The organism is Streptomyces sp. NPDC111802 (assembly GCF_055634335.1).
The window spans coordinates 156597-175873 of the sequence record NZ_JBVKCZ010000009.1; the positions used below are offsets into that span (position 1 = coordinate 156597).

17 protein-coding genes, 1 pseudogene and 1 riboswitch are annotated in these 19277 nt (G+C 71.2%); of the genes and pseudogenes, 12 read left to right on the plus strand and 6 right to left on the minus strand.

What is annotated here, in order from left to right; all coding sequences use genetic code 11:
* Positions 1-39: 39 nt before the first annotated feature.
* A riboswitch (ZMP/ZTP riboswitch) is annotated at positions 40-136 on the plus strand.
* 31 nt (positions 137-167) lie between these two features.
* Positions 168-1616 carry a glycine hydroxymethyltransferase gene (locus ACZ7NC_RS12400; protein ID WP_471487394.1) on the plus strand — a complete coding sequence of 483 codons (1449 nt, stop codon included), beginning with the start codon at positions 168-170 and terminating at the stop codon, positions 1614-1616.
* A 296-nt stretch (positions 1617-1912) separates the two neighbouring features.
* Here the strand turns inward: ACZ7NC_RS12400 and ACZ7NC_RS12405 are convergent.
* A pseudogene (locus tag ACZ7NC_RS12405) lies at positions 1913-2068 on the minus strand (siderophore-interacting protein); the annotation flags it as partial.
* Between the two features lie 83 nt (positions 2069-2151).
* Between ACZ7NC_RS12405 and trpS the strand changes: the two are divergent.
* Together trpS and ACZ7NC_RS12415 are read left to right on the plus strand one after the other, a co-directional pair.
* Positions 2152-3165, plus strand: coding sequence for a tryptophan--tRNA ligase (gene trpS / locus ACZ7NC_RS12410; RefSeq protein WP_471487396.1), 1014 nt, complete (start codon positions 2152-2154; stop codon positions 3163-3165).
* Between the two features lie 179 nt (positions 3166-3344).
* Positions 3345-3944, plus strand: coding sequence for a 2'-5' RNA ligase family protein (locus tag ACZ7NC_RS12415; protein WP_471487397.1), 600 nt, complete (start codon positions 3345-3347; stop codon positions 3942-3944).
* Here ACZ7NC_RS12415 and ACZ7NC_RS12420 read toward each other — a convergent pair.
* Entirely contained in the window at positions 3900-4655 is a 756-nt protein-coding gene (locus ACZ7NC_RS12420; RefSeq protein WP_471487398.1) for a decaprenylphospho-beta-D-erythro-pentofuranosid-2-ulose 2-reductase, read from the minus strand. The genes ACZ7NC_RS12415 and ACZ7NC_RS12420 overlap by 45 nt on opposite strands.
* A gap of 99 nt (positions 4656-4754) precedes the next feature.
* Positions 4755-6143, minus strand: a complete 1389-nt coding sequence (locus tag ACZ7NC_RS12425; protein WP_471487399.1) for an FAD-binding oxidoreductase — start codon at positions 6141-6143, stop codon at positions 4755-4757.
* Between the two features lie 133 nt (positions 6144-6276).
* Here ACZ7NC_RS12425 and ACZ7NC_RS12430 point away from each other — a divergent pair, with 133 nt between their 5' ends.
* Genes ACZ7NC_RS12430 through ACZ7NC_RS12445 form a run of 4 tightly spaced genes read left to right on the plus strand, consistent with a single transcriptional unit; the run spans position 6277 to position 9227 of the window.
* Positions 6277-6813, plus strand: coding sequence for a phosphatase PAP2 family protein (locus ACZ7NC_RS12430; protein WP_471487401.1), 537 nt, complete (start codon positions 6277-6279; stop codon positions 6811-6813).
* Entirely contained in the window at positions 6806-7795 is a 990-nt protein-coding gene (locus ACZ7NC_RS12435; RefSeq protein WP_471487402.1) for a decaprenyl-phosphate phosphoribosyltransferase, read from the plus strand. The genes ACZ7NC_RS12430 and ACZ7NC_RS12435 overlap by 8 nt, the downstream gene beginning before the upstream one ends.
* Positions 7759-8235, plus strand: coding sequence for a GtrA family protein (locus ACZ7NC_RS12440; RefSeq protein WP_471487404.1), 477 nt, complete (start codon positions 7759-7761; stop codon positions 8233-8235). Before ACZ7NC_RS12435 ends, ACZ7NC_RS12440 begins: the two co-directional genes overlap by 37 nt.
* Entirely contained in the window at positions 8223-9227 is a 1005-nt protein-coding gene (locus tag ACZ7NC_RS12445) for a YihY/virulence factor BrkB family protein (RefSeq protein ID WP_471487406.1), read from the plus strand. Before ACZ7NC_RS12440 ends, ACZ7NC_RS12445 begins: the two co-directional genes overlap by 13 nt.
* Here the strand turns inward: ACZ7NC_RS12445 and ACZ7NC_RS12450 are convergent.
* Positions 9175-10461 (minus strand): D-alanyl-D-alanine carboxypeptidase family protein, encoded by a 1287-nt coding sequence (locus ACZ7NC_RS12450; RefSeq protein ID WP_471487407.1) that lies wholly within the window; start codon positions 10459-10461, stop codon positions 9175-9177. The genes ACZ7NC_RS12445 and ACZ7NC_RS12450 overlap by 53 nt on opposite strands.
* Positions 10462-10552: 91 nt before the next feature.
* Between ACZ7NC_RS12450 and ACZ7NC_RS12455 the strand changes: the two genes are divergently transcribed.
* From ACZ7NC_RS12455 to ACZ7NC_RS12470, 4 genes are all read left to right on the plus strand, one after another.
* Positions 10553-10792, plus strand: coding sequence for an SCO4848 family membrane protein (locus tag ACZ7NC_RS12455; RefSeq protein WP_471487409.1), 240 nt, complete (start codon positions 10553-10555; stop codon positions 10790-10792).
* Positions 10793-10848: 56 nt separating this feature from the next.
* Complete coding sequence (locus tag ACZ7NC_RS12460; RefSeq protein WP_471487410.1) at positions 10849-12258, plus strand: metallophosphoesterase; 1410 nt, start codon at positions 10849-10851, stop codon at positions 12256-12258.
* Positions 12259-12454: 196 nt separating this feature from the next.
* A complete protein-coding gene (locus ACZ7NC_RS12465; protein ID WP_471487411.1) occupies positions 12455-14011 on the plus strand; it encodes an ABC transporter substrate-binding protein in 1557 nt (518 codons plus the stop codon).
* Between the two features lie 96 nt (positions 14012-14107).
* Complete coding sequence (locus ACZ7NC_RS12470; RefSeq protein ID WP_471487412.1) at positions 14108-14515, plus strand: ATP-binding protein; 408 nt, start codon at positions 14108-14110, stop codon at positions 14513-14515.
* A 14-nt stretch (positions 14516-14529) separates the two neighbouring features.
* Here the strand turns inward: ACZ7NC_RS12470 and ACZ7NC_RS12475 are convergent, their stop codons facing one another.
* Both ACZ7NC_RS12475 and ACZ7NC_RS12480 read right to left on the minus strand, forming a co-directional pair.
* Positions 14530-16002 carry a sensor histidine kinase gene (locus ACZ7NC_RS12475; protein WP_471487414.1) on the minus strand — a complete coding sequence of 491 codons (1473 nt, stop codon included), beginning with the start codon at positions 16000-16002 and terminating at the stop codon, positions 14530-14532.
* Positions 15999-16688, minus strand: coding sequence for a response regulator transcription factor (locus ACZ7NC_RS12480; protein ID WP_471487415.1), 690 nt, complete (start codon positions 16686-16688; stop codon positions 15999-16001). Before ACZ7NC_RS12480 ends, ACZ7NC_RS12475 begins: the two co-directional genes overlap by 4 nt.
* A gap of 164 nt (positions 16689-16852) precedes the next feature.
* Here ACZ7NC_RS12480 and ACZ7NC_RS12485 point away from each other — a divergent pair, with 164 nt between their 5' ends.
* Positions 16853-19264, plus strand: a complete 2412-nt coding sequence (locus ACZ7NC_RS12485; RefSeq protein WP_471487528.1) for an MMPL family transporter — start codon at positions 16853-16855, stop codon at positions 19262-19264.
* Positions 19265-19277 lie beyond the last annotated feature (13 nt).

The window sequence follows — 19277 nt, forward strand, 5'->3', positions numbered from 1 at the left end:
ACGCGCGCCCATGGCTCGGCGACGCGCCCGGTAGGCTGATCGACGGGCCGTGACTGGCGCGCTGGGATGGACCAACCATCGGGGAGCGGCCCCTGGACCGAGTCCAGACCGAGTGCCGTGCGCCTGGGCCGTACCGTGATCGCTGCACACGACGTCCGGAGGTCCCCATGCCAGCCGAGCCCCTCTCCAACGAGTCCACCGCCTTCCGTTCCGCCCTCGACGTGATCCGCGCCGTCGAGCCGCGCGTGGCCGACGCCATCGGCCAGGAGGTCGCCGACCAGCGCGAGATGCTCAAACTGATCGCCTCCGAGAACTACGCCTCCCCGGCCACCCTCCTGGCGATGGGCAACTGGTTCAGCGACAAGTACGCCGAGGGCACCGTCGGCCGCCGCTTCTACGCCGGCTGCCGCAATGTCGACACCGTCGAGGCCCTCGCCGCCGAGCACGCCCGTGAGCTCTTCGGCGCCCGCCACGCCTACGTCCAGCCGCACTCCGGCATCGACGCCAACCTCGTCGCCTTCTGGGCCGTCCTCGCGGCCCGCGTCGAGGCCCCCGCCCTGGAGAAGGCCGGCGTCCGCCAGGTCAACGACCTCTCCGAGGCCGACTGGGCCGAGCTGCGTCGCGCCTTCGGCAACCAGCGCATGCTCGGCATGTCCCTGGACGCCGGCGGCCACCTCACCCACGGCTTCCGCCCGAACATCTCCGGCAAGATGTTCGACCAGCGTTCCTACGGCACCGACCCCGCCACGGGCCTGATCGACTACGAGGCGCTGCGTGCCTCCGCCCGCGAGTTCAAGCCGCTGATCATCGTCGCTGGCTACTCCGCCTACCCCCGTCGCGTGAACTTCCGGATCATGCGCGAGATCGCCGACGAGGTCGGTGCCACGCTCATGGTCGACATGGCCCACTTCGCGGGTCTCGTCGCCGGCAAGGTCCTCACCGGCGACTTCGACCCGGTCCCGCACGCGCAGATCGTCACCACGACCACCCACAAGTCGCTGCGCGGCCCGCGCGGCGGCATGGTCCTGTGCGACGACTCCCTCAAGGACCAGGTCGACCGCGGCTGCCCCATGGTCCTCGGCGGCCCGCTCCCGCACGTCATGGCCGCCAAGGCCGTCGCCCTGGCCGAGGCCCGTCAGCCCTCCTTCCAGGACTACGCCCAGCGCATCGTCGACAATTCCCGCGCGCTGGCGGAAGGCCTGATGCGCCGGGGTGCCACCCTCGTCACCGGCGGCACCGACAACCACCTCAACCTGATCGACGTCGCCTCCTCCTACGGCCTCACCGGCCGCCAGGCCGAGGCCGCGCTCCTCGACTCCGGCATCGTCACCAACCGCAACTCCATCCCGGCCGACCCCAACGGCGCCTGGTACACCTCCGGCATCCGCATCGGCACGCCCGCGCTGACCACCCGCGGCCTGGGCACCGCCGAGATGGACGAGGTCGCCGCCCTCATCGACCGCGTCCTCACCACCACCGAGGCCGGCACCACCAGCAAGGGCGCCCCGTCCAAGGCCCAGCACGTCCTGGACCCGAAGATCGCCGACGAGATCTCCCGCCGCGCGACCGACCTGGTCACCGGCTTCCCGCTGTACCCGGAGATCGACCTGGGCTGACGCCCACCACCGGCAACTCCTGACGCGGCGGTCCGGCCCCCGGCCGGGCCGCCGCGCGGCATACCAGCAGCGCGCCGCCGACACCCGGCCCCGCCACCGGGCCGGGCCGGCCCTCGACCGCAGTGCCCTCGGCGAACTCGCCCTCCGACTCGCCGAGCACCCCTGCCAGATCCAGCCGCTGCACGCCCACATCCCCTCCCGGCACCCGATCCGCCTGCGACCGGCCACCCACCCCCCGGTCCCCACACCACCCGCCCGCGCATGACCCGTGCAGCCCGCGACGACCATCGCCACGTCGGGGACGTCCCGCGCAGCGCCGCCTCACGCCCGGCGAGGGTGCGCCGGCGCGCCGCCGTGCGCGCTGTGTTCCTCGTCTCATCGGCCACGATCGCCGGCAGCCATGGCTTGAACGCCGAGCCGGCCTTGAAGCGGCCCTGAGCGCGATGCCCTTTGTTACATCGCCGGGGACGGATCGGTTCTCATCTGTTTCCGACCAGTTCCAGTCCGCCCCCCGAGACCTGAGAGAATGGTGAGCATGGCCTCTGATCGACCGCGCGTGCTCTCCGGAATCCAGCCCACCGCAGGCTCGTTCCACCTCGGCAACTACCTCGGCGCCGTCCGCCAGTGGGTGGCTCTGCAGGAGACCCACGACGCGTTCTACATGGTCGTCGACCTGCACGCGATCACGCTCCCGCAGGACCCCGCCGACCTGCGCGCCAATACGCGCCTGGCCGCCGCCCAGCTGCTGGCCGCCGGGCTCGACCCCGAGCGCTGCACGCTCTTCGTCCAGAGCCACGTCCCCGAGCACGCCCAGCTCGCCTGGGTCATGAACTGCCTCACCGGCTTCGGCGAGGCGTCCCGCATGACCCAGTTCAAGGACAAGTCCGCCAAGCAGGGCGCGGACCGGGCGTCGGTCGGCCTGTTCACGTACCCGATCCTCCAGGTCGCGGACATCCTGCTGTACCAGGCCAACGAGGTACCGGTCGGCGAGGACCAGCGCCAGCACATCGAGCTCACCCGCGACCTCGCCGAGCGCTTCAACGGCCGCTTCGGCCAGACCTTCACCGTCCCGAAGCCGTACATCCTCAAGGAGACGGCGAAGATCTACGACCTTCAGGACCCGTCGATCAAGATGAGCAAGTCGGCGTCCACCCCGAAGGGCCTGATCAACCTCCTCGACGAGCCCAAGGCCACCGCCAAGAAGGTCAAGAGCGCGGTCACCGACACCGACACCGTCATCCGCTACGACGCCCTGAACAAGCCGGGCGTCAGCAACCTGCTCACCATCTACTCGACCCTCACGGGCACGGGAATCGCGGAACTGGAGCAGAAGTACGACGGCAAGGGCTACGGTGCGCTCAAGACGGACCTCGCCGAGGTCATGGTCGAGTTCGTGACGCCCTTCCGGGAGCGCACCCAGCAGTATCTGGACGACCCGGAGACGCTGGACTCGATCCTGGCCAAGGGTGCGGAGAAGGCGCGCGCCGTCGCCGCGGAGACGCTCTCCCAGGCGTACGACAAGGTGGGCTTCCTGCCCGCCAAGCACTGACCCGTACCACGGCACACGGCCGAAATACGGCCGTACCACCGCACAGCGCTGCACATCACTACGGTTGCGCCTGCCCGCATCACAGTCGTGGCCGTACAGTCGATAGCCGAGTGGCCGCATCAGCGGCCCCTCACGCTCACCAATAGGGCACGAGCTCAGGACAGACGACAGGAGACGACGTGGGGACCGTAACGATCGGTGTGTCGATCGCGGTCCCGGAGCCTCACGGCAGCCTGCTCCAGGAGCGGCGCGCGGGCTTCGGCGACGCCGCGGCTCACGGCATCCCCACGCATGTCACGCTGCTGCCGCCGACAGAGGTCGACTCCTCGCTGCTGCCCGCGATCGAGGCGCACCTCGTCGAGGTCGCGGCCGCCGGGCGCCCCTTCCCGATGCGGCTGTCCGGCACCGGCACCTTCCGGCCCCTGTCGCCGGTCGTCTTCGTCCAGGTCGTCGACGGCGCGGAGGCCTGCACCTGGCTGCAGAAGCAGGTCCGCGACGCCTCCGGGCCGGTCGCACGCGAACTGCAGTTCCCGTACCACCCGCATGTCACGGTCGCCCACGGCATCGACGACGAGTCGATGGACCGCGCCTTCGAGGAACTCGCCGATTACGAGGCCGGCTGGTCCTGCACCGGTTTCGCCCTCTACGAACAGGGTGCCGACGGTGTGTGGCGCAGGCTGCGGGACTTCGCGTTCGGGGGGCCGGTGGTGCCGCCGCAGGCGGGGCATGTGGCCCTACACCGGCAAGCGACGGAACAGCCCTCGCGGCGCGTGCCGTAGCGCCGACATCACCAGCCTGAGCGCGCCCGGTACCCACACCGTCTCCGAGCGGCGGCGCAGGCCGACCTCGATCGCCGTGGCGACCGCCTCCGGGGTGGTCGCGAGGGGCGTCTCCGCCAGGTCCGCGGTCATCTTCGAGCGGACGAATCCGGGGCGTACGACCATGACGTGGACGCCCGTGCCGTGCAGGGCGTCGCCCAGGCCCTGGGTGAAGGTGTCGAGGCCGGCCTTGCTGGAGCCGTAGATGAAGTTGGCCCGGCGGGCCCGCTCCCCGGCGACGGAGGACAGGACGACCAGCGAGCCGTGGCCCTGGGACTGCAGGGCGCCGGCGCTGACCAGGGCGGCCGACACCGCGCCCGTGTAGTTGGTCTGCGCGACCCGCACCGCCTTCAGCGGCTCGCGCTCGTCGCGTGCCTGGTCGCCGAGGATCCCGAAGGCGAGCAGCACCATGTCGACATCGCCCTCGGCGAAGACCTTGCCGAGCACCGTCTCGTGGGACTCGGGGTCGAGGGCGTCGAACGCCACCGTGCGCACGTCGGCCCCCAGGGCGCGCAGATCGGCCGCGGACTGCTCCAGGGCGGGTGACGGGCGGCCCGCCAGCCAGACCGTGCGGGTGCGGCGCGCGATCAGGCGGCGCGCGGTGGCCAGCGCGATCTCGGACGTACCGCCGAGGACGAGCAGGGACTGGGGGATGCCGAAGGCGTCCTTCACGACAGCTCCTAGAGGTCTGAGGGGCCAGGGGGACAAGGGGCCAAGGGGCTCGGGGGGAGTACCGGGAGTCCGAGGGATGAGGGATCCGAATGGGGGGTGCTACAGGCCCAGGCGGCGGGCCAGGTCCGACACGAACACCCCGCGCGGGTCGGCCTCCGCGCGCAGCGCGCGGAACTCGTCCAGACGCGGGTACATCGTGGCGAGCAGTTCCGGCCGCAGCCGGGAGTCCTTGGCGAGGTAGACGCGCCCGCCCGCCGTGGCCACGTCCTCGTCCAGCGCGTCGAGGAAGGCGCCCAGACCGGGCAGACAGGCCGGGATGTCCAGGGCCAGCGTCCAGCCGCGCAGGGGGAAGGAGAGCCAGCCGGGGTCGGCGTCCCCGAAGCGCTTGAGGACGGCCAGGAAGGACGGGCAGCGGTGCTCGGACAGGCGCCGCACGATCCGGCGCAGGGTCTCCTCCTGGCCGTGCCCGACGACGAACTGGTACTGCACGAGGCCGCCCCGGCCGTAGATCCGGTTCCAGTGGGGCACGCCGTCCAGGGGGTGGAAGAAGGTCGACAGCTGCTGGAGTTCGCCGGTACGCGCGCGTGGAGCTCGGCGGTACCAGAGCTCGTTGAACCAGCCGACCGTACGGCGGCTGAGCAGCCCTTCCGGGAGGACGGCGGGCGGGGCGGGCAGGCGGGTGGGGCGGCGGAAGGCCAGCGGGTTCCTACGCGCGCGCGTGCCCTCGCGCAGCGCCTCCAGGGGCGCGTGGTCGCCGCGGGTGAGGACCGCGCGTCCCGTCGCCGCGCCGCGTGCCAGCAGGTCGATCCACGCGACCGAGTAGCGGTAGTGGCCGTCGGTGGCGACCAGACGGGCCATCAGGTCGTCGAGGTCCCGCGCGCGCTCGGTGTCGACCGTCATCAGTGAGGTCTCCACCGGCTGGAGCTGGATCGTCGCGGTGAGGATCACGCCGGTCAGGCCCATACCGCCGGTGGTCGCGTCGAACAGGGGCGTGCCGCGGCCGACCGTGTGGATCTCGCCGTCGGCGGTGAGCAGCTCCAGCGACAGGACATGGCGGGAGAAGGAGCCCGAGACGTGGTGGTTCTTGCCGTGGATGTCGGCGCCGATCGCACCGCCGACCGTGACATAGCGGGTGCCGGGCGTCACCGGTACGAACCAGCCGAGCGGGAGCAGCACCTCGATCAGCCGGTGCAGGGAGATGCCCGCGTCGCACAGCACGATGCCGCTGTCGGCGTCGATCGCGTGGACCCGGTCCAGGCCCGTCATGTCCAGCACCGTGCCCCCGGCGTTCTGCGCCGCGTCCCCGTACGCCCGTCCCAGGCCCCTGGGGATGCCGCCGCGGGTCCCGCAGTCCCGGACGGCCTTCGCGGCCTCCTCGTAGGTCCGGGGGCGGATCAGACGGGCGGTGGTGGGGGCGGTGCGGCCCCAGCCGGAGACAGAGGCCGAGACAGAGGCCGAGACAGAGGCGGAGACGGTTTCGGCAGACATGTCGGCGACCGTAGCGTCCATCTATGAGCGATCAGTTCTGAAACATTCCTGCTCTCCCCGAAATGGGTGATTAGTGGGATGTCGCCCAATATTGTCGTAGTTCCGGTGATGTGGACGTGAACAGTGAGTCCACATGGATCACCTCGACGACATGGACCATCGAAGCCTCAGGGGCGTGGACCGCCGCATCCTTTCGGCGGTCCACGCCCGTGGTCGTGACCCACGCGTCGCCACCGTCGCGCGCGCCCTTTCCCGGGCCGGCGAGCACGGAGCGCTGTGGCTGGCGGCGGGCCTCGCCGGGGCCGCCCTGGACGGGGGGCGACGGGGCGCATGGTTGCGAGGCACGGCGCTCACGGCGGGGGCGCACCTCGTCAGCATGGGGGTGAAAAGGGTGGTGCGCCGCCCGCGCCCGGCGCATGTCGAACCCCGGGTGCGCACGCTCGGCCGGCACTCCTTCCCCAGCTCCCACGCGGCCTCCGCCATGGCAGCAGCCGTCGCCTACGGAGCGCTCGGCGCGTACACGATCCCGCCGCTCGCCACCGCGATGTGCCTCTCCCGCCTCGTCGTCGGCGTGCACTACCCCTCGGACGTGGCAGTCGGCGCGGCACTCGGGGCCGTGACCGCCTGCGTCGGGGCGGACTGGATGCGGCGAGGCGGCGCCCATGTCTGAGACCGCGCCCCTGACGAGTGCCGCGCAACTCAGGGAAGCGGCGCTCCATGAGCAGCGCACGCCCCCACGGCCCCCCGCGCCACCGCCCCGCAAAAGTGGCCCGCGCGCGCTGGTGAACGGCCTCGTCAGGACCGCGCGCCCCAAGCAGTGGGTCAAGAACATCCTGGTCATCGCGGCCCCGGCCGCCGCGGGCCGGCTCTTCTCGGCCCATGCCCTGAGCCAACTCGCGCTCGTTTTCGTACTCTTCACCGCCTGCGCCGCCGCCGTCTATCTGATCAACGACGCCCGCGACGCCGACGCGGACCGCGCGCACCCGACCAAGCGACATCGCCCGGTCGCCGCCGGACAGGTCCCCGTGCCGGTCGCGTACGCCGTCGGAGGCGTCCTCGCCGTGCTCGCGCCCGCCGCCGCGGGCTGGTTGACCTCGCCCGGCGTCGTGGCCCTGCTCACGTCGTACGTCGGCATGCAACTGGCGTACTGCGTCAGCCTCAAGCACGTCCTGGTCGTGGACCTCGCCGTCGTCACCACGGGGTTTCTGATGCGGGCGATGGCCGGCGGGCTCGCGCTCGGCATTCCGCTGTCGCGGTGGTTCCTGATCACCACCGGGTTCGGGGCGCTGTTCATGGTGTCGGCCAAGCGCTACTCCGAGGCCGTGCAGATGGCGGGGCAAGAGGGCGCCACGCGCGCGTTGCTCACCGAGTACACGACCGGCTATCTGCGCTTCGTCTGGCAGTTGGCGGCCGGGGTCGCCGTCCTCGGCTACTGCCTGTGGGCCCTGGAGGAGGGCGGCGTCCCGCACACCGGCCTGCTGCCCTGGCGCCAGCTGTCCATGATCGCCTTCATCCTCGCGATCCTGCGCTACGCCGTCTTCGCCGACCGCGGCACTGCCGGAGAGCCCGAGGACGTCGTCCTGCGCGACCGAGCGCTCGCCTTCATCGGGGTGGTGTGGCTTGCGATGTACGGGTTGGCGGTGGCCAATTAGTAGACACGCGCGCCCCGAAACCCGCCCGCCACGAACTCCTCGCCTTCGCCGCCGTCGGTCTCCTCGCCTACGCCGTCGACCTCGCCCTCTTCACCGGCCTCCGCGGCCCCGCCGCCCTCGGCCCCCTCACCGCCAAGGCCCTGTCCTTCCTGGCCGGCTGCGCGGTCGCCTACGCCGGGAACGCGCTCGGGACCTACCGCCACGCCCGCCCGAGAGGCCTGCGCCCGTACGCCGTCTTCTTCGCGGTGAACGTCGCCGGGGCGGCCGTACAGCTGCTGTGTCTCCTCGTGAGCCACTACGGCCTCGGGCTCACCTCCCAGCGCGCGGACACCGTGTCGGGAGCCGGAATCGGCATGGCGCTGGCTACCGTCCTGCGGTTTTGGGGCACACGGACATTGGTCTTCCCCGCGGAGGGCAGAGACGCATCATGGACTGGCTGAAGAGACTTCCCGTCGTCGGGTCCACGGTGACCCGGCTGATGACCACGCACGCGTGGCACTCGTACGAGCGCATGGACCGGGTGAAGTGGACACGGCTGGCCGCCGCGATGACGTTCACCAGCTTCGTCGCGCTGTTCCCGCTGCTCACCCTGGCCGCGGCGATCGCCGCCGCGACGCTCAGCACCGAGCAGCAGGACAAACTCGAGGACAAGCTCGCCGACCAGGTGCCCGGCATCGCCGACCAGCTGAACATCAGCGCCCTGGTCGAGAACGCCGGCACCGTCGGTCTCATCGCCGGCGCCGTCCTGCTGTTCACCGGCATCGGCTGGGTCGGCTCCATGCGCGAGTGTCTGCGCGCGGTGTGGGAGCTGCCCGACGTCGAGGAGAACCCCGTCCTGCGCAAGGCCAAGGACGCAGGCGTCCTGGTCGGGTTCGGCGGCGCCGTACTCGTGACGATCGCGGCCTCCACGGTCGCCTCCGCCCTGGTCGGCTGGACCACCCGGGAGATGGGTCTCGACGAGGGCGGCTGGGGCGGGATCCTGCTGCAGATCGCCGCGTTCCTGGTGGCCGTACTCACCAACTTCCTGCTGCTGCTCTACGTCCTCACCCTGCTGCCCGGCGTCGAACCGCCCCGCCGCCGGCTGATGGTGGCCGCGTTGATCGGCGCGATCGGGTTCGAAGTGCTGAAGCTGCTGCTCAGCAGCTATATGCAGGGCGTGGCCACGAAGAGCATGTACGGCGCGTTCGGGGTGCCGGTCGCCCTGCTGCTGTGGATCAACTTCACCTCGAAGCTGGTCGTGTTCTGCTCCGCCTGGACGGCGACGCGCAGCAAGGACGAGATCGAAGCCGCGGACGAAGACAAAGGCGAAGGCGAGGCCGAAGCCGGGGCCCCGGCCGATGAAGCCGAGGGCCCGGTCGCCGAGCCCCGAGGACCCGGCGTCAGGAGCGGCCCCGGCGGCGTACCAGGTCGGGCAGCGGCCAGCGGCGGTTGATCAGGAACGCGCCCGCCGCGAGCAGCACCAGCGCCCCGCCCGTGATCCCGAGCGCGATCCCGATACCGCTCGACCCGTGCGCGGCCGAGGCGCCCACCGCCGCCTTCGAGGACTTCTCGGCGTCCCCGCTGCCACCGGCCTCCCCGGAGTCGTTCGCACCCGACTGGGCGCTGGCCTGCGCGGCGCTCCTCGGCGGCACCAGCTCACCGACCGGCTGTACCTTGCCGACCGCCTGGAAGCCCCAGTCGAAGAGCCGCGCAGTCTCCTTGTAGACCTGGTTGTGCTCGCCCTTCTCCGGGTTCATGACCGTCACTAGCAGCACCTTGCCGCCCCGCTCGGCCACACCCGTGAAGGTGGCGCCCGCGTTGGTGGTGTTGCCGTTCTTGACGCCCGCGATGCCCTGGTAGACGGGGACGTCACTGTCGCCGGACAGCAGCCGGTTGGTGTTCTGGATCTCGAAGGACTGGCGGACCGACCTGCCCTTCCTGTTCTTCGACGTCGCCCCCGGGAACTTGGCGCTGACCGTCGAGCAGTACTCGCGGAAGTCCTTCTTCTGGAGCCCGGAGCGGGCGATCAGGGTCAGGTCGTACGCGGACGAGACCTGCTCAGGAGCGTCGTAGCCGTCGGGCGACACCGCGTGGGTGTCCAGGGCCTGGAGCTCCTCGGCGTGCTCGTTCATCTCCTTGACGGTCTTGCCGATCCCGCCGTTCATCTTCGACAGCACATGCACGGCGTCGTTGCCGGAGCGCAGGAAGACCCCGAGCCACAGGTCGTGCACGGAGTACGTCTCGCCCTCCTTTATCCCGACCAGGCTGGAGCCGGACCCGATGTCCGCCAGATCGGACGGGTCGACCTTGTGCTTGGTCGTCTTCGGGAACTTCGGCAGCACTGTGTCGGCGAACAGCATCTTCATGGTGCTCGCGGGCGCCAGCCGCCAGTGCGCGTTGTGCGCGGCGAGCACATCGCCCGACTCGGCGTCGGCGACGACCCAGGAGCGGGCGGTCAGGTCCTTGGGCAGCACGGGGACGCCACTCGCGAGGTTCGCCTGGGTGCCGGGCTGTCCCAGCCGCTCGCCGCCCACGGTCGACATGTTCGCCGGAGGTGTGGCCGACGGGCTCGTGCTCGGTGACGGCTTGGGGGCCGCGTGGGAGACGGGCGCGGTCAGCGCGAGGGACGACAGGACGGCGGAAGTGACCAGCAGGGCGCGCCTGGTGGCCTTCTTGGGTGCGGGCACGAGCGAGAAGGTACATGCCGTACCCATGGAAGTCCCGTTTCTGCCCCTACCCCGCTCGAAGGACCGGGCACCCGGCGGCGATACTGAACTCATGAAGCTCAGCCGCCCCGTCTCCTGGTTCCTGCTCGCTTTCGGGGTGTGGAGCTGGGTCATCTGGGTCACTTTCGTCAAAAACCTGATCAAGGACAGCAGCGGGCTCGCGTTCGACGACGGTCACCCGACGGCGTACTTCTGGGTGCACCTGGTGCTCGCCGTCGTCTCCTTCGTATTGGGGACGGTCGTCGGCGTGATCGGGTTGCGCGGAGTGCGCGCACTGCGCCGCATGTCATAGGAACTCGGCCAACGCCCCCGGCGTTCACTCAGCACACAAGGGAAAGGGACGTCCGAGTGGTCATCGTCTTCGCGCTCGTCGCACTGCTCGTGCTGTCCGTCCTGGTGGCGGGCAACTGGTGGGTGTGGCGCCGCCTGTTCCGCGACACCACCCGGGCCCCCGGGTTCGTGCGCCGCGCGGGCGCCGTGGTGATCGCGGGCGGATGGGCGCTGACGATCGGCGCCCTGGTCGCCGAGCGCTCGGGCGCGCCCTTCTGGCTCCAGCAGGTCCTGGCCTGGCCGGGCTTCCTGTGGCTGGCCCTGGCGCTGTATCTGCTGCTCGGTGTGCTGGCGGGTGAGGTCGTACGGCCCCTGCTGCGCCGATGGCTCGAACGGCGGGGACACGCCGAGGAGGCCGTACGGGAGCCGGAGTTGACGCCGGCCGGAGTGACGGCGGCCACAGCACCGGCCGCCGAGCCGGCCGACGGCGGCGCGCACCGGCCCGCGTCCGACCCCGCTCCTGGACGTACGGCCGTCGCGGCCCCGGCGACCCAGACCCCGGTCGCGGCCCTCACGGCCGACCCGCCCCCGCCCCCGCCGACCGACCCGGCCCCGGACACCACGCCCCCCGACCCGGACTCCCCCTCCCGCCCCCTCGCCACCCCCACCCGCCGCCTCTTCGTCTCCCGAGTACTCGCCGGTGCCGCCGCAGCGGCCGCCGTCGGGACCGTCGGCTACGGCACCTATGGCGTGCTGAACGGCCCGAAGGTGAAGCGGGTCACCGTCCCGCTCGCCAAGCTCCCGCGCGCGGCGCACGGTTACCGGATCGCGGTCGTCAGCGACATCCATCTGGGCCCGGTGCTCGGCCGGGGCTTCGCGCAGAAGGTCGTCGACACGATCAACGGCACCCAGCCCGACCTCATCGCGGTGGTCGGCGACCTGGTGGACGGCAGCGTGAAGGACCTCGGCCCGGCCGCCGCCCCGCTCGCCGGGCTCAAGGCACGGCACGGCGCGTACTTCGTCACCGGCAACCACGAGTACTTCTCGGGCGCCGAGCAGTGGGTCGAGGAGGTGCGCCGCCTGGGCCTGCGCCCCCTGGAGAACGCCCGCAGCGAGCTGCCCCACTTCGACCTGGCCGGTGTCAACGACATCGCGGGCGAGAGCGAGGGCCAGGGCCCCGACTTCGCCAAGGCCCTCGGCGACCGGGACAGAGCACGCGCGTGTGTGCTCCTCGCCCACCAGCCGGTCCAGATCCACGACGCCGTCGACCACGGCGTCGACCTCCAGCTCTCCGGCCACACCCACGGCGGCCAGCTCTGGCCCGGCAACCTCGTCGCGGAGCTGGCGAACCCCACCCTGGCCGGCCTGGAGCGGTACGGCGACACCCAGTTGTACGTCAGCCGGGGCGCGGGCGCCTGGGGCCCGCCCACGCGGGTGGGCGCCGAATCGGACATCACGGTGATCGAGCTGGCGTCCCTTCAGGCCTGACCGGACACCGCCCCCAATTCTGTGAACTGCCTGTGAAACGTGGCGGAAACACCCGTAGGTAAGTTCTTTCTCATGTCGCCAGAATCCACTTCCGCCTGACGAAATCCGTGTGATTAGGTGTGCGCGCCACTTAGGGGAGTGGTGCATTTCCATTGCTCATGCGGGGCCCGTCGAGGGCCGGGGAGAGGGCACACCCATGCGTTCAGTTCGCATGCGGATTCTCGCGACGCTGCTCGTGCTGGCGGCCGTGGGAGTGGGCGGCTGGCAGCTGTTGCCGTCGCAGCGGAACGAGGACAGGACCATCACGGTCGGGACGACGGACGCCGTCACCTCGCTCGATCCGGCCGGCGCCTATGACGCCGGTTCCTGGGCGCTGTTCAACAATGTCTTCCAGTCACTGCTCACCTTCGAGCCGGGCGGCGTGACACCCGTCCCCGACGCCGCCAAGAGCTGCGGCTTCGCCGGCTCCGACCTCAGCACCTACCGGTGCGAGCTGCGCGAGGGACTCACCTTCCCGAGCGGGCGCGCGATGACCGCCCAGGACGTGAAGTACTCCTTCGACCGGGTCAAGCGGATCAAGTCGGACGTCGGTCCGTCCTCCCTGCTGGACACCCTGGCCTCGGTGAGCACGAGCGGCCGTACGGTCACCTTCCATCTGTCGTCGCCCGACGCCACGTTCCCGCTCAAGGTGGCGACCGGCGCGGGCGCCATCGTCGACCGAGAGAAGTATCCGCCCAACGCCCTGCGCGGCGACAACGCTGTCGACGGCACCGGCCCCTACACCCTGACCGCGTATACGAAGGGCAAGAACGCCGTCCTCGCCCCCAACACCGACTACAAGGGTGCGATCGACGCCACCGGCCGTCCCGTCGAACTGCGCTACTACGCCGACGGGGACGCCCTCGACAAGGCATGGAAGGCGAAGAAGGTCGACGTCGCCACGCGCACGCTGCCGCCCGCCGTCCTCGCCGGACTGAACGCCGCCGACCCGGACCAGCGCGTCTCCGAGGCCGACAGCTCCGAGATCCGCAACCTGTACTTCAACACCCGCAAGGGCTCGCCCCTGCACGACGTCCGGGTCCGGCAGGCGATGGCCTGGCTGATCGACCGCGAGCGGCTGGCCGCGACCGTGTACAAGGGCACCGTCGACCCGCTGTACTCGCTGATCCCGACGGGCATCACCGGCCACACCACGTCGTTCTTCGACACCTACCCCGAGCTGAACAAGTCCAAGGCCCGCGCCCTGCTCACCGAGGCCGGCGTGAGTCTGCCCGTCCGCTTCACCTACGGCTATGGCACCGGCCGCGGTTCCGGAGCCGAGGAGGCCGCGGAGATCAAACGGCAGCTGGAGTCGACCGGCCTGTTCAAGGTGACCGTCAAGGGCTATGAGTGGACCGACTTCCAGAAGCGCTGGGCGAGCGGCAAGATCGACGCGTACGCCGTCGGCTGGGTCGCCGACTTCCCCGACCCGGACACCTACGGCGGTCCGCTGGTCGGCACCGGCGCCACCATGAACACCGGTTACAGCGACAAGACCGTGGACCGGCTGATCACGGCCAGCCAGCAGTACGCCGACCGCAGCGAGGCCGCGAAGGACTTCGGCTCCCTCCAGGAGGCCGTCGCCCGCGACGTCCCGGTGATCCCGCTGTGGCAGGCCAAGGAGTACGTCGTCTCCAGCGAGGAGATCGGCGGAGGCCAGTACCTGTCGGACGGCACGGGTGTCTTCCGTCTCTGGAGCCTCACCTGGATCTGACGCGATCCCGCGGTCTTGACGGTCTCCCCGGTGATGCCGTGGGACCACTCGGCGCTGCACCATGTGAGGGGGGTGTGCGTGGGGTGAGGAGCAGACGTGTTGAGACGCAACGCCTTCCGGCTGCCCCGGCACCCGGCGTCCGTCGGACTCGCCCGGCGCCGGGTCCGTGACCACCTGGCCGACTGGGGGCACGGGCCACGCGATCCGGCGCTGGAGGACACGGTGCTGCTCGTCTCCGAGCTGGCCACCAACGTGGTGCGCCACGGCTCCTTGCTGGAGCGCGAGTTCGAGGTCGCCGTGACCGCGCTCGCCGACGGCTCCTGTCTGATCGAGGTGTCGGACGAGGGCCAACTGGAGCCACGGCCAAGGGCGGTGGGGGAGTGGGAGGAGACCGGCCGGGGCCTGCACCTGGTGGAGCACCTGGCCGCCGCGTGGGGAGTGTGGAGCCGGGGACGCCATGGCAAGACGGTCTGGGCACTGGTCCTCGCCCACGCGAACCCCTGACCGGGACGGGTCCGCTACGACCGTGGAGCCGCCCCCGTCGGCAGGATCACCGTGACGGTCAGCCCCTCGCCCGGCGCCGTCCGCACCGCCACCTCCCCGCCATGAGCCTCGACCACGCCCTGCACGATCGCCATCCCCAGCCCGCTGCCCGCACCCCCGCCGGCCCGGAAGAACCGGTCGAAGATCCGTGCCGCGTCCTCCTCGCACAGCCCCGGCCCCTTGTCCTGCACACACAGCCGTACGACCCCGTCGGCCCGCTCCACCCCCAGCCGCACCGGCACATCGGCGGGCGTGTGGGTGCGGACGTTGCTCAGCAGGTTGCCCAGCACCTGGCGCAGCCCCGACTCGTCGGCGCGCACGAGCAGGGCTCCGTCGGCGCCGACCGTGAGGGGCCGCTCGGGCTGCTGCACCCGCAGATCGTCGGCGGCGTCGCGCACCAGACGGCTCACGTCGACGTTACGGAACCGCAGTTCGGGCCGCTGATCGAGCCGGGCCAGCGTGAGCAGCTCGTCGACGAGCCGCCCCATGCGGTCGACCTCGCCGTTCATCCGCTCCCAGACCCGCTTGCGCTCGGCCGGTTCCGGCAGCATCCCCTTGTCGTACAGCTGGAGGTAGCCGCGTATCGCGGACAGCGGGGTGCGCAGCTCGTGCGAGGCGTCGCCGACGAAGCGGCGCAGCTGGGAGGCGCTCCGCTCGCGTGTGCGGTACGCCGACTCCACCTGGTGCAGCATGGAGTTGAGCGCGACCCGCAGCTGCTCGACCTCCAGGGTCGGGTCGCGGCTGGAGGGGACGCGCCGGGTCAGATCGCCCTCGGCTATCGCCGACGAGGTCTCCACCATGTCCTCCAGCGGCCGCATCCGGCGGCGCACGCTGAGCATGGTCAGACAGCCGAGCAGAGCGAGGAGCAGGGTGCCGACGGCGAGGTCCATCCGCAGCGCCTTGCCCATGCCCTCGTGCAGCCCCTCGGTCGGCATGGCGATCAGCACGACGGTGCCGTCCGCCAGCCGCGCGCCGGCCATCCGGTAGCGGTCACCCTCGACCCGTACGTCTCTCGGCTCCTCGTCGCCGGCCAGCTCGGCCGGGTCGTTCGCGGCGGCGGCGAGGGCGTGCTGGCGCGGCGTCGGCTCCAGCGGGCCCAGGGCCACCGGCTTTCCGGTGGGGTCGACCGCGACGTACACCATGCTCGGGCTCGGCAGCGGATCGGTGTCCGTGGTGCCGCCGTCGCTGAACTTGTCCAGCGCGACGCCCAGTTCGCTGAGCGACTCGATCTGCCGCAGGGTGAACCCGGCGTTCCCCAGCGTGGTGCGCGCGTTCTTCAGTTCGGTGTCGACCTTGTCGAGCAGGTAGAACCGCGCGGTCATCAGGCTGATCGCGGTCGCGACGACGATGCCGACGGCCAGCAGGGCCACATTGGCCAGCGTCAGCTTGCCGCGCAGCGAGTGGATGCCGCGCCGGCGGCCGACACGGGAGATCCAGGGGAGACTCATGCCAGCCCGTATCCGACGCCCCGCCGCGTGGTGATCACCGGCGGTCCCAGGGCGTCCAGCTTGCGCCGCAGATAGCTGATGTAGGTCTCCACGACGGTCGACTCGGGCGGGGTGTGCTCGTACTGCCAGACATGGCGCAAGAGTTGGTCCTTGGGCACGATCCGGCCGCCGTTGCGCACCAGGAAGCGCAGCAGGGCGTACTCGGTGGGGGTGAGCTCGACGGTGCGGCCCGCGCGGCTCACCGAGTACGTCGTCTCGTCCAGCTCCAGATCGCCGTATCTGAGCGGTGGTCGCCGCGACAGCACGTCCGCCGGGCGTGTCCGGCGCAGCACGGCCGTGATCCGGGCGACGACCACGTCGATGTCGAACGGCTTGGTGATGTAGTCGTCGCCGAAGCCGAGGGCGCCGACGATCTCGGCCGGCGCGTCCCGGGCGGTGAGGAACACCAGCGCCAGATCCGGCTGCCGGGCGCGCAGTTGGCGCCCCAGGGCCCGTCCGTCGCCGTCCGGCAGCATGACGTCGAGCAGCGCCACCTCGGGGCGGGTGCGCTCGGCGAGGGAGAGCGCCTCGCGGACCGTGCCCGCCGTCATGACCTCGAACCGGTGGTAGCGCAGGGCGATGGCGAGGACGTCCGCGATGGACTCCTCGTCCTCCACCACCAGCACGGTGCCAGAACCCGTCGTCATGCCCCCAGTATCGGCGCGGCCACTGACAACCGGGCGGGTTCCCCGCTTTGGAGTTCCTTGAGAGTCATGGCCGACGCATGCCACGCGCGCGTGCCGGGGCCAATCCTGTTGCCCAGGACCTGGGGGACCAACCGACCGGATAAGGAGCGTTGAACGTGGCGGCATTGGCACGGTGGTGCTATCGGCACCGGCTGGTGGTCCTGTTGCTGTGGTTGGGGGCACTGTTCGGCCTGGGCGCGGCGAGTTCGGCGGCGGGCACGAACTACGCGAACGTCTTCTCCCTCCCGAACACGGACTCCACGACCGCGTACGACCTGATGGAGAAGGCCTTCCCGGAGCGCGCGGGCGACACCGACACGGTGGTGTGGAAGGTGGACGGGGGCTCCGTGCGGGACGATTCCGTACGGTCCCGGATCGAGCCCGCGCTCGACGAGATCGGGCGGATGAAGGGGGTCGGCGAGGTCACCGACCCGTACGCGGCCCGGTCGGCCGGGCAGATCAGCCGGGACGGGCGGATCGCGTACGCGCAGATCACGTTCACCGAGCAGGCGAACGGCATTCCGAAGGAGCTGATCGAGGACGTCGTCGACCGGGCGCAGGCCGCCGAACGCGACGGACTCCAGGTCGAGCTGGGCGGCCAGGCCATCGCCCGCAGCCAGGAGCCGCCGCAGGGCACGGCGGAGGCGGTCGGCATCCTGGCGGCGGCGATCGTGCTGTTCCTCGCCTTCGGTTCGCTCTTCGCGATGCTGCTGCCGATCGTCGTGGCGATCGCGGGTGTCGGCACCGGCCTGACCGGGACGATGCTGCTCAGCCATGTCACGGACGTGCCCGAGGTCGCGCCGCTGCTCGGCTCGCTGATCGGCCTCGGCGTCGGTATCGACTACGCCCTGTTCATCGTCACCCGGCACCGGCGCGGCATCCTGCGCGGGATGAAGCCCGAGGAGGCGGCCGTGACCGCTCTCAACACCTCGGGGCGCGCGGTGCTGTTCGCGGGCGGCACGGTGTGCATCGCGCTCGCCGGGATGCTCGTGATGAACATGCGGTTCCTGGACGGCGTGGTCGTGGCGACCTCGCTCACTGTCGTGCTGAGCGTGCTGGCCGCGACCACCCTGCTGCCGGCCCTGCTGGGACTGCTCGGCACGCGGGTGCTCAGCCGCAGGCAGCGGCGCCGGCTCGCCGCGACGGGACCGGAGCCGGCCGAGGCGAGCGGGCTCGCGGCGCGCTGGTCGTCGTACGTCCAAAGGCGCCCGCGGCCGGTCGCGGCGATGGCCGTCGTCGTCATGGCGGTCCTCGCGATCCCCGTGCTGTCGCTGCGCCTCGGCGCCACCGACCAGGGCAACCACCAGGAGTCGACCACCACCCGGCAGGCCTACGACCTGCTCGCCGAGGGCTTCGGCCCCGGCGTCAACGGCCCGCTCCAGGTGGTCGTCGAGGGCGACGCCCCCAGCGGCCTGGTGAACGGCATCCGGTCGACCGAGGGCGTCGCCCAGGTGGCCGCCGTACCGCCCGCGAACGGCGTCACCGTGATCCAGGTCGTACCGACCACCTCGCCCCAGTCCGAGCAGACGGACCGGCTCATCGACCGCCTGCGCGACGACGTGATCCCGAAGGCGGGCGTCGAGGCCCATGTCGGCGGGGTGACGGCGGTATTCAAGGACTTCGCCTCGGTGACCGGCGAGCGGCTGCCGTACTTCGTCGCGACGATCATCGCGCTCGGCTTCCTGCTTCTGCTGGTGGCCTTCCGCTCGCTGGTGGTGCCGCTGACGGCCGCGCTGATGAACCTCATCGCGGCGGCCGCGTCCTTCGGTGTCCTGGTGGCGATCTTCCAGTGGGGCTGGGGCACCGAACTGATCGGCGTCGGCAAGGAGGGCCCGATCACCTCCTTCCTGCCGGTCATCATGCTGTCCCTGCTGTTCGGCCTCTCCATGGACTACCAGGTGTTCCTGGTGAGCCGGATGCACGAGGAGTGGGTGCACACGAAGGACAACGCGCGCGCGGTGCGCGTCGGCCTGGCGGAGACCAGCCGGGTCATCAACTCGGCCGCCCTGATCATGATCTGTGTGTTCAGCGCGTTCGTGCTGAGCGGCGACATGGAGGGCGCGATGGCGGGCATCGGCCTCGCGGCCGCCGTCGCCCTGGACGCCTTCATCCTGCGTACGGCCCTGGTGCCGGCCGCGATGCACATGCTCGGGAACGCCAACTGGTGGCTGCCGGACTGGCTGGAGAAGCGGCTGCCGCATCTGGCGGTCGAGCCGAAGGAGGAGACGCCGGGGGCCGATCAGGAGCCGGTCGCGGCGGGCCGGTCCTCGGTCGTCCACGGCTTCATCCGCAGCGCCGACGGTGGGCCCGTCGAGGGGGCAGCGGTGACGCTGCTGACGCCGGGCGGGCGCCGGCTGGACGGGGTGACGTCCCTGGCCGACGGCTCGTACATCGTCTCGGTGCCTGCGCCGGGGACGTATCTGCTGGCGACGACCGCCGAGTCGTACGGCTCCCGGGCGGGGCAGGTGGTCGTGGCGGACGGGCCGCTGGTGTACGACGTGGAGCTGGCCGAGGGTGAGGTGGACGCCGTCAACTGACGTCGGCCGCCAG

Excerpts from the sequence above, each read along its gene's own strand:
- ACZ7NC_RS12425 (WP_471487399.1), bottom strand. The coding sequence starts at position 6,143 with ATGTCTGCCGAAACCGTCTCCGCCTCTGTCTCGGCCTCTGTCTCGGCC.
- ACZ7NC_RS12480 (WP_471487415.1), bottom strand. The coding sequence starts at position 16,688 with ATGACGACGGGTTCTGGCACCGTGCTGGTGGTGGAGGACGAGGAGTCC.
- trpS (WP_471487396.1), top strand. The coding sequence starts at position 2,152 with ATGGCCTCTGATCGACCGCGCGTGCTCTCCGGAATCCAGCCCACCGCA.
- ACZ7NC_RS12430 (WP_471487401.1), top strand. The coding sequence starts at position 6,277 with ATGGATCACCTCGACGACATGGACCATCGAAGCCTCAGGGGCGTGGAC.
- ACZ7NC_RS12400 (WP_471487394.1), top strand. The coding sequence starts at position 168 with ATGCCAGCCGAGCCCCTCTCCAACGAGTCCACCGCCTTCCGTTCCGCC.
- ACZ7NC_RS12465 (WP_471487411.1), top strand. The coding sequence starts at position 12,455 with ATGCGTTCAGTTCGCATGCGGATTCTCGCGACGCTGCTCGTGCTGGCG.
- ACZ7NC_RS12455 (WP_471487409.1), top strand. The coding sequence starts at position 10,553 with ATGAAGCTCAGCCGCCCCGTCTCCTGGTTCCTGCTCGCTTTCGGGGTG.
- ACZ7NC_RS12445 (WP_471487406.1), top strand. The coding sequence starts at position 8,223 with ATGGACTGGCTGAAGAGACTTCCCGTCGTCGGGTCCACGGTGACCCGG.
- ACZ7NC_RS12475 (WP_471487414.1), bottom strand. The coding sequence starts at position 16,002 with ATGAGTCTCCCCTGGATCTCCCGTGTCGGCCGCCGGCGCGGCATCCAC.
- ACZ7NC_RS12435 (WP_471487402.1), top strand. The coding sequence starts at position 6,806 with ATGTCTGAGACCGCGCCCCTGACGAGTGCCGCGCAACTCAGGGAAGCG.